This is a genomic window from Dyadobacter sp. BHUBP1 (genome assembly GCF_050587785.1).
In the GTDB taxonomy this organism is placed as follows: Bacteria; Bacteroidota; Bacteroidia; order Cytophagales; family Spirosomataceae; genus Dyadobacter.
On the sequence record NZ_JBOBIH010000014.1, the window covers coordinates 40,360 to 55,252 of the forward strand.

Here is a 14,893-nt window from a genome sequence, read left to right on the forward strand (position 1 = left end):
CTTTCACTTGAATATACGAACTCCTGCAAAAATAATGCCGCTATTTTGCAAAATTGAACCGCACGCCGCCCATCACCCATCGCCCGGGCATTACAGAACCGAGAATATCGCTGTATTGCTTGTCAAAGGCATTGTCGGCCTGGATAAATATGCCCAGCTGGCGTTTCAGGAATGCATATTCGGCTTTGACGTTGAGTATAAAATAGTTTTTTGAAATAGCCGCTTCGATTGCCGAGGCTTCCCGTTCCGCCCGTTTTTTGTACAGCCCGTTTGTACTAAGTGAAAAACCGCCGATCTGGTAAATGGCAGAGAAATTGGCGAGGAATTTCGCATGCGACGATAGGTAAAATGACTGGATCTGACTTTTGTTGTCACTATCGAGCCAGGTGAGACCGGCGTTGAGCAGCAATTTCTGGTTGTCGCCAATGGTGTTCGCCGATTGGATATCCAGTTCGAAACCGGTAGTATTCACCTCGGCAATATTCAATGCGAGGCCGAATGTCCCCGTGGGCGAAAGATTATCCTTACGCGGCATTTGGGCGTATGGAGTCGTCACATAGTCGATTAGGTCTTTTTGGCGGCGCTGGAAAAATGTGCCGGAAACTTTAAGCTGTGCAGCCGGGCTGCTGGTCAGGAACCAATCAGCGCCTGCTTCGTAGCTGAACGAGCGCTCTGCTTTCAGATCGGGGTTGCCAACGCTGCCACCCGTGACGAGTTTCTTCGCGTAGTTGTTGAAACGTTCCGTAAAATCGGCGTCGCGGATCGTCTTGCCGGCGCTTGCGCGTAACTGCCAGCCGGCTTTTTTGAAAGAAAAATTGATTTGAGGCGAAACCTCTGTCCCGATACGCTCGCGCCAGTCCATGCGCACGGAAGGCGTTACTGTAAAATCCTCTCCAATATTCTGCACGACCGACACAAACGGCGCAAGCTGGTTGAGCGTATGGTTTCCGCGGTCGTTGGATTTGATATTACGCTGCTGGAAATTGACACCAGCGATCAGATTAGTGTTGGAAGTAATGCCTTGCTGTAAAGTCGCAAGCCCTTGCCATAACTTCGATTTGCTGCTGTTGGCAACGGAATGGGGGTTAAACAGGTAAGTGTCCTGCACCGATTTAAAGCCGCCGTCGACCGAGAACGCCGTTTTGTTTTTCTGATAACCGAGTCTTACCTGGTTCCACGACATTTTGACTTTCTCGCTGGCGGTGTCGGATTTTAAAACGGTGTAGAAATTCTGGGCCGCAAAATCGCGGTGGTCGTAAGAACTGCGAATAGCGAGGTTCCAGTTTGGCGAAATGGCATAGCTCAGTGACAATGAAGCGGTATTGTTGTGAAAATAACCTTTGATACCGCGCTGCTGTACACCGGAAGCATTGTTGGAAAGAAACCCTCCCGAAATGGCCAGCTTGTTCCGCTGCACAAATGCGCCCGCATTGGCGTTGAACAACCCATATTCACCGGCGCTGATGCCTCCGTTTACTTGCGTTTTTTGTACCGAATTACTCTTTTCTGAATTATTCGCCCGGGCTGCGATCAGCCGCGCTGCGAAAGTTTTGGAAATGACGTGAATCACGCCACCCACGGCGTCGGAACCGTACAATGCCGACGAAGCGCCTATCAAAACCTCGATCCGCTCGATCTCTGCGGGTGAAATTGGAATGTAGCTGTTAAAATGTCCGGTATTAGGATCGTTGAGGCGGATGCCGTCGAGTATCACAAGTACTTGCTGGAATGTACCGCCGCGTAAAACAATGTCGCTCTGTGAACCTTGCGGGCCGCGGGCCTGTATTTCGACGCCCGGCACGTAGCGGAGCAGGTCATCGATGCTGTGCACCGGCAGTTGCTGGAAATATTCGCCTTTGATGACCGCAATGTTGCGGCCCGTTTGTGATGCGCGCTTTTCGACGAGAGATGAAGTGACCGTAACCGGGTCAAGTGATATTTCCTGCGCCGGGGCCAGGTTTGCAATGAATGATAATAACAGAGTGGTGCCTAAGAAATGTAGTTTCATAGAGTGGGATGATTTCAATACAAAACTACTATCTTGCCGGCCCGTTTATATGCTCCGGTTTGAATCTAATGAGTAGTCCGGTTGAAATACCATTCAAAAATGTGATCCTGCTGGACCGCGCGTCCGGCACACCCGTTTATCTGCAAATTGCGCACCAGATGATCAACGCCATTCAGCGTGGCGTGCTCGTTACGGGCGTGCAACTGCCCGGTACACGTGCACTTGCGGAGATGCTCGAAGTGCACCGCAAAACTGTCGTGGCCGCTTACAACGAACTCGACGCGCAAGGCTGGATCGAGATGCTGCCGAACCGTGGTACGTTCGTGACCCGGAAGAGTCCGGTAGTGAAGGGCAGCGCACTGCCGGCGAATGTGAGCGACTTGAAGCAATACCCGCAGCAAACCGGCTTCGCATTTGAGGAAAGTATGCTGCTCGACCGCCCGCTGTCGCTTTCGCGTGTGGACCTGGAATTTACGGACGGCCTCCCGGATGTGCGCCTGGCGCCTATGGACAAACTCGCGAAGGCCTATTCCAGCGTTTTAAGAAGAAACAACAACCGGAAATACCTTACCTACTCGCATGTGGAGGGAAATATCTGGTTCCGCGAGCGGCTGGCGACCTATCTGAACAATACCCGTGGCCTGCATATCGGTGCGGAAAATATTATCACTACCCGCGGGATTCAGATGGGTATTTACCTCGCATCGACATTGCTGCTGAAAAAGGGTGACAATGTGGTGGTGGGTGATTTGAGCTATTACGTCGCCAATATGATTTTCCAGCAAGCTGGTGCGAATATCCTTTCGGTGCCTGTGGATGATCAGGGGATTTCTGTGGAAGCGGTGCGGCAACTGTGCGAGCGCACGCCGATCCGGATGCTGTACATTACGCCCCATCACCATTACCCGACGACGGTCACACTCAGCGCCGAGCGGCGTGTGGAGCTGCTCAACCTGTCGGTGCAATACGGATTTATTATCCTGGAAGATGACCACGACTATGATTTCCATTATAACAGCAGTCCGGTGTTGCCGCTGGCAAGCGCGGATGGGACGGGGATGGTCGTTTATGTGGGCTCATTTTGTAAGGCGCTGGCTCCGGGGTTGCGTTCGGGCTATGTAGTGGCGCCGCAGAACCTGATCCGGGAACTGGGTAAAATGCGGCGGATTATCGACCGGCAGGGCGATCTGATGATGGAACAGGCATTAGCGGAACTGCTTGATGAGGGCGAAATCCAGCGGCATATCAAGAAAGCCCAGAAAGTTTACCATCAGCGTCGTGATTTGTTTACCGAACTATTGGAAAATGATTTCAAACCTTACCTGACGTTTAAAGCCCCGCCGGGCGGCCTGGCGATCTGGACGGAATGGCGGCGCGATATTAACCTCATGCGCGTGAGTAAAGAGTGCCTGCGCGAAAACCTGCATTTGCCGCAAACATTGCTGTTCCAGACCGGGCGCCTCAGCGCGATACGTCTGGGGTTCGGCAGTCTGGATGAGAGGGAGTTGCGGGAGGCTACTTCCATTCTAAAAGCAGCGTTGGAAAAGACCAGCTAATGCAGCAGTTGAAATGCTGATTTATTCAATTAATTTGGGATAAATTCCTATTTCGTGCATTTCAACCTGACTTCCGCATGAACAAACGTACTTTCATTAAACTTTCATCCGCATTAATGACGGCTCCTTTACTTTCTCCACTGAGCGGCTGGGCCAATGGCGACAAGCTCCGCAACTGGGCGGGCAACCTGGAATACAGCACCGAAAAGCTCGATTTGGGGAAAAATTTGCAGCAGGTACAAACAATTGTTAAGAAATATCCCAAATTGAAAGTGCTCGGCACGCGGCATTGTTTCAACGACATTGCGGATACTAAAGACCAGTTCATTACGGTCGTTGGTGCGGAAGAAGTCATTGATCTGGATACCAAAAACAAAACCGTGACCGTCAATGGCGGGTTGAAATACGGCCAACTGGCACCCTACCTGCACGACAAGGGCTTTGCGTTGCATAACCTGGCCTCGCTGCCGCACATTTCCGTTGCGGGCGCGTGTGCAACGGCTACACACGGGTCAGGCGAGAAGAATGGAAACCTCGCTACTGCGGTTTCGGCTATGGAGATTGTGACGGCGGATGGGGAGGTGGTGAAGTTGAGCAGGGAGAAAGACGGGGAGAAATTCAATGCGGCGGTGGTGCATTTGGGGGCATTGGGTGTAGTGACGAAAGTGACACTGGATGTGCAGCCTACGTTTTTTATGGCTCAGGTTGTATACGAAAATTTACCGCTGAGCCAGTTAAAAGAGCATTTTGACGAAATAGAATCGAGAGGAGATAGCGTAAGCCTTTTTACAAACTGGGCGACGGAGGATATAACGGAGGTGTGGATAAAGTACAAAACGAACAGTGACAAGCCTTTGAAAGCACGCCCGGACAAGGAGCTTTTGGGAGGGAAATTGGCTACGAAAAACCTGCACCCGATCCCCGAACTTTCAGCCGAAAACTGCACCGAACAAATGGGTGTGCCGGGGCCGTGGTATGAGCGCATGCCGCATTTCAAAATGGGTTTTACACCCAGTAGTGGTAAGGAGCTTCAAACGGAATACTTCGTGCCACGCAAGAATGCGGTGGATGCGATCCTGGCGATTTCCAAAATGGGCAGCCAAATCAGCCCGCATTTGTTTACATCCGAGGTGAGGACCATTGCGGCGGATAACCTTTGGCTGAGCCCGTGCTACAAGCAGGATTCGGTGGCTATACACTTTACCTGGAAACAGGACTGGCCGGCGGTGAGCAAGCTGCTGCCGGTGATCGAGAGGGAACTGGCGCCGTTCAGTCCACGGCCGCATTGGGGTAAATTGTTTACGATTCCGCCCGGTTTGCTGGAAAAGCGGTATGAGAAACTACCGGAGTTCAGGGAGCTTGCTGCGCAGATGGATCCGAAAGGAAAGTTTCGCAATGCGTTTCTGAATTTGAATGTGTTTAAAGTGTGAAAATGGCGCGAAGCTCCTGCTTCGCGCTGCCTATTCGCAGGCCGCCGGCCGGTCAAGTATGCGACTAAATGCAAATCGCTCCCCTGACCGGCCGGAAGCCTGCGAATAATGGGTATGAAGCAGGAGCTTCATACCAACATCAGGAATTAAATAGCTAGTCCGAGCGTTTACTTTAACGTGACTCATCTTCCATAAGTAAACAAATACTTCTGATGGCTACCAAAACGAAGGCACTACCACCGATAAGTGTGGATCTCACCGCCGACAAGATTACCGAGTTATACATGCATTACTGCCTGGAAAATCACAAGAAGCCGGAATCGGTTTACCTGTTTTCCAAGGAGCACGGTTTCGCTGAAAAGGATTTTTACAAGTTCTTTACTTCCATCGATTCGCTTGAAAGACGCGTTTTTGTGAGTTTTCATAACCTGGCTGTAAACCTGATCAACCAGAGCGGAGAGATCGAAGGGGTCGGTTTCAGGGATAAGTTGCTGGCTTATTACTTTACGCTGGTTGAAATCCTGACTGCAAACCGCAGCTACGTGGTTTTTGCATTAAAGGAGGAAAAGAACAGACTCAACGGCATTCTGAAGCTGAAAGAATTCCGTAGCAGTTTCAAGGATTATATCCACGAAATCAGCGACGGTTACCTGAAAGCCAAAAGCGAACGCATTCGCAAGGCTCAGCAGGACGCCTTGGAAGAAGGTGCGTGGATTCAGTTGCTGCTCACATTGAAATTCTGGATCGACGACGAATCCGTAGGTTTTGAAAAAACAGACCTTTTCATCGAAAAATCGATCCGTGCCACATTCGACCTGATAGATACGACGCCTCTCGAGAGCGTGATCGATTTCGGGAAGTTTTTGATTAAAGAAAAATTGAAGTAGGAATGGAAACAATTGACAGTATCCCTACTTCCAAAATAAGGCGTGCGACCCGGCTTATTTCGACGGGGGTCAAGATTGGGGGGAATTATCTGAAGTATTACGGCGAAAAAATTACCAGTCCTGAGACGGCGCGTGACAATCTCAACAATAACAATGCAGAGGATATTTACGATAGCCTCAAAAGCTTGAAAGGCAGTGCATTGAAGCTTGCCCAGATGCTGAGTATGGAGAAGAATTTCCTGCCGCAGGCTTATGTGGAGAAGTTTTCGCTCTCGCAATTTTCGGTGCCGCCGCTTTCGGCGCCTTTGGTGGTGAAGACTTTCCGGAAATACTTCGGAAAATCGCCTCTGGAATTGTTTGATACATTCAATCCGAATGCGATCAATGCGGCAAGCATCGGTCAGGTGCATAAAGCGACACATGGAGGAAAAGAACTGGCGGTGAAAATCCAGTATCCCGGCGTGGCGGAAAGCATTTCTTCGGACCTCGCGCTCGTGAAGCCAATTGCCATGAAAATGTTCAACATTCAGGCGAAAGATTCGGATAAGTATTTCAAAGAAGTCGAAACGAAGCTGACGGAAGAGACGAATTACATTCTTGAAATAGCCAATAGCACCGAAATCGCCGAGGCTTGCGAGCACATTCCGAATCTGCGTTTTCCGAAATACTATCCTGAATTTTCCAGCGAGCGTGTGATCACGATGGATTGGATGGATGGCGTGCATTGGTCGGAATTTTGCAAAACGAATCCGGACCAGGCAACAGCTAATAAAATAGGTCAGGCATTGTGGGATTTTTACATGTTCCAGGTGCATCAGCTCCGCAAAGTACACGCCGATCCGCACCCGGGCAATTTCCTGATCGATGAAAACGACAACCTCATCGCTATCGATTTCGGCTGCATCAAAGAAATTCCCGAGGATTTCTACGTCCCGTATTTCGAGCTCGCCGAGCCTGAAAATCTGAACAATCCCGCAGTTTTTCATGCCAAACTGGTTGAGCTGGAAATCCTGACAGAAAAAGATACCCGGGCGGAAACCATCTATTTTTCGAATCTTTTCAGGGAAATACTCGCGTTACTGACGCAGCCGTTTCAGGCCGAGACATTCGATTTTTCGGATGAAGAATTCTTCCTGAAACTCGCCGCATTGGGCGAGAAATATGCCAACGACAAAGAGCTGCGCAAAATGAACATGAATCGTGGCTCGAAACATTTTATTTACATCAACCGCACATTTTTCGGGCTGTTCAGCCTGCTGCATGACCTCAAAGCGGTGGTGGATACCAAGCAATTTGTAAGCTGACACCAATCATAACCGGTCGTGGAATTTTCACGACTGGTTTTCTTTTTCCTCTTCAGGGGCGCCTGCCGCCGGATCGCCTGCCGCCGGATCGCCGGTCGCCGCTTTTTTTAGATTCACGAAACGGAACAGGTTGTTATTGGCCTGCTCGGGCGTTTGGTCACCGAGCAGGATACCCCAGGGTTCGAGTCCCGGCACCCGGTCGAAAATCACTTTCATCATGGCAATCACCGGAATGGAAAGGAACATCCCCGATAATCCCGCGAGCGCGCCGCCTACGAGTACGCCCACGATCGATACCAGTGCGTTGATCCGTACTTTGGAGCCGACAATGAACGGCACCAGGAAATTGTTGTCGATCACCTGCACGGCAATAAATACCCCCACAACCCCCAGCAGCACGTCGATTTCGGGATGGCTGATGAACGTCACCATGACTGCAAGCGCGGTCGCAACAAGGCCGCCGATATAGGGTACCAAATTGAGGATTGCGGCCATTACGCCCAGCAAAATTGCATATTGTACATTCAAGATCAGTAATCCAGCGGAGTTGAGGACTGCCACAGCCGTCGTTTCCAGCAAGAGTCCTACCATGTAGCTCTGGATAATGGATTTGATCTCTCCCAGTATCTCCAGCACGCGCTGTTTTTGCTCTTCCGCGAAGAGCACTACTGTGAAATGGATCAGCATCGCACGGTAGTAGAGCAGCAGGAACGTATAAATAGGGATAAGGATCAACGTGCCGAGCGGCCCCGTTACTACCCCAAGTGTTTCCGGCCCCTGGAAAGTTTCGAGCGTTTTGCTTTGAGCATTCTTCAAATATTCGGCTTGCTGACGGTAGCTTACACTGTACTCGCGGCGTATCCAGCGCCGCGCATCGCGGTAGAAAAGGTCGATGTTCCTTTTGAGTTTTGGCCATTCGTCGGAGAAATCAGCCAGTTGCATGGAAATAAGTACTGTTACCGCCGAAACGATCAGGACCGCGATCAGCAATGCCAGTGTAATAGAGAGCAATTTCGGTATTCCGATTCGAATAAACAGGCGCTCGAGAGGCCGGAGCAGCACAGCCAGCAACCCGGCCAAGGCCAGCGGCACGATAATGTCCTGCCCAAGATAGATCGCGAGCATTATAATCCCGATCGCGAGTAGGGTTAGGGCGAATTTTTGATAGAAGGGATGGGGGGCGGTGGTGTTCACGTTGCGCTTGGTGCTGTTGACGCGCTTAAATTAAATCTTTCCCCAAACAAACACTCCGGGACTCCTCAGGAAATTCTCCGAAATGCGGAATATTGGTATAGCCCAGCCTCCGGTATAATGCAATGGCATCCGGTTGGCCTTTGCCGGTCTCGAGGATTATTGATCCGTAACCCAGTTCTTTTCCCCATCTTTCAAGCTCATGGACCATCATTGAGGCGATGCCTTTGCCGCGGAATCCGGGTTTTACAAACATTCGTTTTAGCTCGATGCGGTGCGTGTCGAATTGCTTGATGCAGCCACAGGCAATGGCTGCCTCATTTTCATAAGCCAGTATAACTGTCGGCAGACCGGTGATGCGGTTGTATTCTTCGTAATCTTCCTTGTTGGTGTTGTAAATGCGGCACAGCTCGTCGTCGAGCTCGCTGGTGAGGTTCTGGAAATCGGGATTGTCGCTGGTGGTGCGGATGATGTGAAACATGCCTTGGTTGATGATTTTCGCGAAGGTACACTTTGCCCCTGAGAAATGGACCAGGGATCACCTTGCAACTACGATCCTCCACATTTTGGTTTCGTTATTGCTTTTAACTATTTCGACTATGTAAATGCCTGGAATAAATCCGGCTAAGTCAATTCGGTCAATTCGTTTCCTGGCTGAATGATAGACTTGTCTTCCTTTGTTGTCTCTGATTATTATGTGCTGTATTTTACTCCAATCTTCGGCTTTGACGTTCAAAAAGTCGTTTGCGGGATTGGGAAAGACCAGCTGCGGCTGAAATTCGAACCTCAGATTGCATATGGCACTGTAAGTCGCTGACCCATCAATGTCGATCATGTGGAGGCGGTAAAGATTTTGGCCATTCAACGGGTCGGTGTCTGTAAATGAATAGTCTGTCCGGGTCTTAGAGTCACCTTTTGCGGGAACGCTGATGAGCGTCTGCCAATTTTTACCGTTTCCGCTGCGCTGCACATCGAAATGGCTTGCATTCATTTCTTCCGTTGTCGTCCAATTCAGAATTGCCGTCTCTTCTTCCTTTCTGGCCCTGAATTCTTTCAGTGTCACCGGAAAATTTATCTGAACAGGAATTGCAGCCATAGCGTTGTCATTTGCGGTATAGTTGCCGTCTGTCTGAGGCCCCTGTGATCCCAGGGTCGCCGTTATTATCCCTACACCAACCCCATTACCTTGAACCTGAATTAGAAAAGAAATGCACGAGGTATTAGGCAAGGCTGTGTTTGCCAGAAGGCGAACCGTATGATTCCCGGGATCATTCGTTGAACTTTGGATGGTAAAGCCGGTGAGGGCTGATCCATCTATGTTTGTTATCTCTTTCAGTACAAGGTTATCCGGAAAACTGATTTGCGGCCTTGGCTTGTCACTTGGAGCGGTGGTGCTTGCGGTATGGCAATTGCATATTTTGACTTCCACCTCACCTTTTGTCTTGTCCAGAATGAAAGCTTGCTGCGGATTGAGGTTGATGTCGAGGTCTTGTGTGAAGCCGTAATGCACGCATAGCGTCATTAGCATAGCCTGTATAATTACTTTCATTTTGACAATATGGTAAGGTTTTATAGAGCGCAAACTTGTGGATGGGGGCATTAGTTTGTTGAGACAGCCGTTACAACCGCGTTGTTGTAGCCATTTTTCTCTCCACCAGAGTTAGTTACGATAACAGCCGTCAAATTTTGTGTAATGCCTGCCGGCTTGTCTGCCTTTCTTTTGATTTTAAAACCTATTACCGATACGCTGCTTGCCGGAAGGGCCACGTTTGAGCTGGCCGTAATGAAATTGTCGTCTTCAGAAAAACTCCAGTTGCCATTCGTGTTGTTAATGCCTCCGAATACGCCGGAAACTCCACTGCTTGTTGGGTAGGTAATGTCAAATGCACCAATCTTGTTAATTCGGAAGGAGACATTTCCGTTAGTGCCGAACCCCGCAGTTTCATGAAGATTGATGACAAAGTCCCTTTCCGCACCTTCATTAAAGTTTAGTCCGTCAATGTCAAGAGAAACGCTTAATTCTGGCGCAGCGCAAGGAGTGGTAACATTGATGTAAGACGTTGAGACATTGGTGTTGTAGCAACCATAAGTGAGATCGTGTGCAAAAACATAGTAGGTGCCAGTGGTAACCGCGGCGGGGTTGTCTACTTTACCGGTAGTATGGTCCGGGCTGGTAAACCATTCAATAACGGTATTCGGTGGCAAGCTTAGCGGCTGGGGAAGGAAACTTGTCAGATCAGCTGTTTGCATCGGGCAGGCAATATTGGCATTGGATCCGGAAAGAGCGATCTGGCTTGAAGGATTGTTGGGATTGTTGCAGCAAATTGTAGCTGCGGTAACCGAAAATGCGGAGCTTAACAGAGCCTTGTTGGTGGAATAACAGTTACCATTGGGATTAAAATAGAACGCGTAGTAACTACCTATCGGAGCTTGAGTAGGGTCGGCAATCATTGGGCCGACATGGCTGTCGTTGTTAAACCACCGGACCTCGTAGGGCGATTGCGCTTCCTGGCTTTTCAGATTGAATGAGCTTTGATCGACACAGTTGATGGCAGCGGAATTACTTTTGAGCGTAGCTTGAGTTTCGGTGACGTTGAAGGAAAATGCAGCCGAAGACATTTCTGTATTATAGCATTCGTAAGAAATGTTTTCTCCCTTATAAAATGCATAATAGTATTGGCCAACAGGTAATGGACTTGCCTGAGAGGCTTGTTGAGTTGTTAACGTCCCCCAAGCCACATCGGGGTTCTTTTTCCATATCACCTGTGCGCCAGGCGGGATGGGTAATTGTACATTTTCGTAGAGATTTTCTGTCGCACAGGAAAACGGTGTTACATCCGAATCTCTTATGAATTTAACCTGCCCGCCGGGAATCTTGCATGTAAACGGCCTTGAGTAAATATCAAAGTTTACATACCCGGTGCCTGCATTACAAGCTCCGTAAAGTGTAAATTCGAGTTGCGCGTTCGTAGCTGTAAAGGTTAGCTCCTGTAATAACCATTGATGGATGTTGCTCGCGTCGAAAGTGGTTACCTTAGTAGCAATAATCGCCGGAAATTGATCAGTGGTGGCAACGCGCAGGGTGGCACTGGTACCATAATGTGTAGACTGCTCCTTTGAAGAAAGTACATAGTACTTTAGAGTGTATTGGAACCCCGGGACGAAGCCTCCTGAAACGACTGAGACTTTGGCGCTTTGATTGCCAATACTCTTTAATGAGACAAATACGCCATTAGCGTTGGGGAAAAGTACTTCATTTTTGGAGGGAGGCTCTGGAACTCCGAAAGCCCACGAGACACCAGGATAGCCAACGATATTCGAAATGGCCGGCTCTCCGGAAACGATGCTATATCCGGAGGGCGCACAGTTGCTGCACACCGAACTTGTAAAAGTTTCCGGAAAAACCTGGCCATAGGTAGAATGGATACCTATTATGCAGATGGCCAATACGCGAAGAACTTTTTTCATAGAGCAGGTTTTTTTAATAGGTGTTGCGCTTTTACAATCAGTATTACTAATTACAGCACTTATTGAAAGCTTGTTAAAGATGAATGAATATCCGGCTGGCGCTAGTTAATATTTGGTTCCAACGGTGCATTTGAATACAATGCAAGCCGAGAGTACTCGCATACGTATGAATTTTACGCTAACGTCCCTTAGCTTTGTCGGGACGTTTACCCCCCTACCTATATATGTTACGTAATTTCTGTTTGCTGATATTCCTCCTAGTATGCTTCACCGTTTCTGCGCAAACAGGTTTTCAGATAATTCCATTAGGCGTCAATGGCGGCGCAACTGATGGAAATCTCTCCGCATACATGCTCGCCCCTGCGGGCTCAGACGCATACGTATGCCTGGATGCGGGCACGGTGAGTAATGGGATCGAAAAAGGAATTGAGAAGAAGGCGTTTAAAGTAAATGCGGAAACAGTTCTGAAAAAATACATTAAGGGCTACCTCATTTCGCATCCACATCTCGATCATATATCAGGAATGATTATCAATTCGGTGGACGACACGGTGAAGCAGGTTTACGCGATGGAGCATTGCATTAGTGTGATGAAAGCGCATTACTTCAACTGGCAAAGCTGGCCTAACCTGGCAAATGATGGCAATGCCCCCGCGTTGAACAAATACCGCTACCAACAGTTGACGGAAGGTGTCGAAATACCGGTTAAGGGAACGGAAATGTCGGTGCAGGCATTCCCGCTGAGCCATTCGAAGCCCTATTCGAGTACTGCGTTTCTGGTGAGGCATGGTGACGAGTATGCCCTCTATTTTGGTGATACCGGCCCGGACGAAGTGGAGCAGACTGACCATATGAAACGGGTTTGGGCCGCGGTCGCGCCGCTTGTGAAATCGGGAAAATTGAAAGGCGTTTTTCTGGAAGTTTCCTATCCGAATGCGCAGCCTGACCGCCATTTATACGGTCACCTGACGCCGAAATGGTTTATAAAAGAGTTTGAGGTACTGGGGCGACTTGCCGGAAAGGAGCACTTGCGGAACCTGAATGTGGTCGTTACGCACATTAAACCCGTAGGAAATAATGAAGAAACGATCCGAAAGGAATTGGAAACAGCCAATCATTTAGACCTACGATTGATCTTCCCCGAGCAAGGTGTAAAATTTGACCTGAAATAGAAGTTAAAAAGGCGGACACCGATGCATCGATCCCGCCTTTTGCTATTTGAATAAACTAACCTGCCCGCTTGCGACCCTCGGGTCATAAGGAACTTGCAGTTCCATTCCCAGTTCTTTGTTCAGCTTTTGGATCAAATATGAAGATAGCAGCGGAGAGGCTTCTTCGTGGTTCTGATGCACGAAGAAGTAGATATTCTGAATACCCTCGTCGATCCAGAGTTTCAATCTTTCAAACCAGTCGTCCAGGCGCGTGTAGTCAGAATCCACGTTGGCACCGTTATAGCGGATGAATGCGGTCGGAGTGGTGAGCCGCATATGCAGCAGGTCACGACGGCCAGCCGAGTCGGTGACGATATGCGTGATGTTTTTCTTTTCGAGCAGGCTGTATAACTCTTCGCTATCGAAAGAGTCGTTGTACCAGCCTGTGTGCCGCAGTTCCAGCGCGAGTGGAAAGCCGGAGGGCCATTCTTCCAGGTATGCTTTCAGTATTTCCCAGTTTTTAGGACCAAAATTGTCGGGCATTTGGAGGAAAAGCATGCCGAGTTTATCCTGCAAGTGGGCAATACCATCGAGGTAAATGTCGGTCGGCTCCTTGGCATCTTTCAGCCTTTTCCAATGGCTGATGCCCTGGTGCAATTTGGGGAAGAACTTGAAGCCCGCAGGTGTTTTGGCATACCACGATTCGATGGTTTCGACAGGAAAATTATTGTAAAAGGTCGCATTCAGTTCGATGCTGTTGAACTGTGTGGCATAATAGGCCAATTCGTCTTTGGTGCCTTTGGGGTAGAAACCTTTGAGATCGGTTTTATTCCATTTGGCGCACCCGATGTAGATTCCAGGTTTCCCGCTCTTTGCCGCATTGAGCAGTGCTTTATTGGCGGGATTGTCGGGTGGTAATGTAAAATCTATTTTGTCGGCGTCGTCAACTTTTCCAAATTTCATGACTGGTCAGGTTAGGATGAGTAAGAACCGATCCGACAGGCCACTTCGGCCTGCCGGACATGGATAATGGCATTATCTTCCGAAATCGTCCTGCACGCGAACGATATCATCTTCGTCCGAAGGATTGGAAGGGTCGGTATGTTGCCAGATTTCAGCTACAAAACCCCATTCATTTACACCCACAAGGCGGTGGCGTTCTCCTTTTTTGAGGTTGATAACCGTGCCGATAGGCAGTTGCTGCAATTCGGTCTCTTCGTCGGTATCGCTGATCACGATGCCGGCGCTTCCGCCGATTACTTTCCAGATTTCGGCACGGCGGTGGTGGTATTGCCATGAAAGGCGTTTGTTGGGAGCCACCACGAGAATCTTGGGGCTCAATTTTTCATAACCGGCAAAGTCGGCGAGCGATAGATGCGGGAAAAATGTAGAGATGAATTTGGGGGCCTGGCTTTCGTCGAGTACGAAGAAACCACCCCATGGGCGCGAATGATCTTTGGCTACGACGGTGAATCCTTGCTCATCTATAAACTGTTGTACTTTTTCAAAAACCTCATTTTTATCGGCATTAGCCGCAAAAGATTGTATCATAACCGTGAGTAATTAGTAATTCAGGTGAATTTCAAAATTAGGATAAAAAACAAAAAAATGCCCCAAATATTCAGGGCACCTTTTGAATTATATCTGCTAATTTTTCCTATTTGTGCCGCCGAACTTTGGTAGTAAAGTCGTCGGGCATAGTAGTGTCTGCCTGATAGTTCGGATTACCTGCTATTTCACTGATAGGACATTTGAGCCTTGCGGGAATCTATTCGCGGACGTTTGCGCGAATGAATTTTGAATGAGTGAATAAAAAAGAGTTCAAAGCTTTGGGATAACCCTTGGCTTTGAACTCTCCTATGAATTCGCGACGGTCTTACACATTCACAAGTTCACAC

At 49.0% G+C, this 14,893-nt stretch carries 12 protein-coding genes; 5 read left to right on the forward strand and 7 right to left on the reverse strand.

What is annotated here, in order from left to right; translation table 11 throughout:
* Window positions 1–40: 40 nt before the first annotated feature.
* The gene (locus ACQ4MZ_RS30080) at window positions 41–2,008 is read right to left on the reverse strand and encodes a TonB-dependent receptor plug domain-containing protein (RefSeq protein ID WP_430851529.1); all 1,968 of its coding nucleotides are present in this window, start codon (window positions 2,006–2,008) and stop codon (window positions 41–43) included.
* Between the two features lie 68 nt (window positions 2,009–2,076).
* On the opposite strand from ACQ4MZ_RS30080, the gene ACQ4MZ_RS30085 reads away from it, so the two are divergent.
* The 4 genes from ACQ4MZ_RS30085 (at window position 2,077) to ACQ4MZ_RS30100 (ending at window position 7,185) form a co-directional block, all read left to right on the forward strand.
* Window positions 2,077–3,564: a PLP-dependent aminotransferase family protein gene (locus ACQ4MZ_RS30085; RefSeq protein ID WP_430851531.1), complete on the forward strand. Its 1,488-nt coding sequence runs from the start codon at window positions 2,077–2,079 to the stop codon at window positions 3,562–3,564.
* Window positions 3,565–3,641: 77 nt separating this feature from the next.
* Window positions 3,642–4,994 carry a D-arabinono-1,4-lactone oxidase gene (locus tag ACQ4MZ_RS30090; RefSeq protein ID WP_430851533.1) on the forward strand — a complete coding sequence of 451 codons (1,353 nt, stop codon included), beginning with the start codon at window positions 3,642–3,644 and terminating at the stop codon, window positions 4,992–4,994.
* A 212-nt stretch (window positions 4,995–5,206) separates the two neighbouring features.
* Complete coding sequence (locus ACQ4MZ_RS30095) at window positions 5,207–5,881, forward strand: TetR family transcriptional regulator C-terminal domain-containing protein (protein ID WP_430851535.1); 675 nt, start codon at window positions 5,207–5,209, stop codon at window positions 5,879–5,881.
* Window positions 5,882–5,883: 2 nt separating this feature from the next.
* The gene (locus ACQ4MZ_RS30100; RefSeq protein WP_430851537.1) at window positions 5,884–7,185 is read left to right on the forward strand and encodes an ABC1 kinase family protein; all 1,302 of its coding nucleotides are present in this window, start codon (window positions 5,884–5,886) and stop codon (window positions 7,183–7,185) included.
* Between the two features lie 27 nt (window positions 7,186–7,212).
* Here the strand turns inward: ACQ4MZ_RS30100 and ACQ4MZ_RS30105 are convergent, their stop codons facing one another.
* Genes ACQ4MZ_RS30105 through ACQ4MZ_RS30120 form a run of 4 tightly spaced genes read right to left on the reverse strand, consistent with a single transcriptional unit; the run spans window position 7,213 to window position 11,844 of the window.
* Window positions 7,213–8,379 carry an AI-2E family transporter gene (locus ACQ4MZ_RS30105; RefSeq protein ID WP_430851539.1) on the reverse strand — a complete coding sequence of 389 codons (1,167 nt, stop codon included), beginning with the start codon at window positions 8,377–8,379 and terminating at the stop codon, window positions 7,213–7,215.
* A 25-nt stretch (window positions 8,380–8,404) separates the two neighbouring features.
* Entirely contained in the window at window positions 8,405–8,857 is a 453-nt protein-coding gene (locus ACQ4MZ_RS30110; protein WP_430851541.1) for a GNAT family N-acetyltransferase, read from the reverse strand.
* Between the two features lie 57 nt (window positions 8,858–8,914).
* A complete protein-coding gene (locus ACQ4MZ_RS30115) occupies window positions 8,915–9,925 on the reverse strand; it encodes a T9SS type A sorting domain-containing protein (protein WP_430851543.1) in 1,011 nt (336 codons plus the stop codon).
* A 50-nt stretch (window positions 9,926–9,975) separates the two neighbouring features.
* Complete coding sequence (locus tag ACQ4MZ_RS30120) at window positions 9,976–11,844, reverse strand: hypothetical protein (RefSeq protein WP_430851545.1); 1,869 nt, start codon at window positions 11,842–11,844, stop codon at window positions 9,976–9,978.
* 224 nt (window positions 11,845–12,068) lie between these two features.
* Between ACQ4MZ_RS30120 and ACQ4MZ_RS30125 the strand changes: the two genes are divergently transcribed.
* On the forward strand, window positions 12,069–13,016 hold the full coding sequence (locus tag ACQ4MZ_RS30125) for an MBL fold metallo-hydrolase (protein WP_430851547.1): 948 nt from the start codon (window positions 12,069–12,071) through the stop codon (window positions 13,014–13,016).
* 42 nt (window positions 13,017–13,058) lie between these two features.
* On the opposite strand, the gene ACQ4MZ_RS30130 is transcribed toward ACQ4MZ_RS30125, so the two are convergent.
* On the reverse strand, window positions 13,059–13,958 hold the full coding sequence (locus ACQ4MZ_RS30130; protein ID WP_430851549.1) for a DUF72 domain-containing protein: 900 nt from the start codon (window positions 13,956–13,958) through the stop codon (window positions 13,059–13,061).
* A 72-nt stretch (window positions 13,959–14,030) separates the two neighbouring features.
* A complete protein-coding gene (locus ACQ4MZ_RS30135) occupies window positions 14,031–14,546 on the reverse strand; it encodes a phosphoheptose isomerase (protein WP_430851551.1) in 516 nt (171 codons plus the stop codon).
* Window positions 14,547–14,893 lie beyond the last annotated feature (347 nt).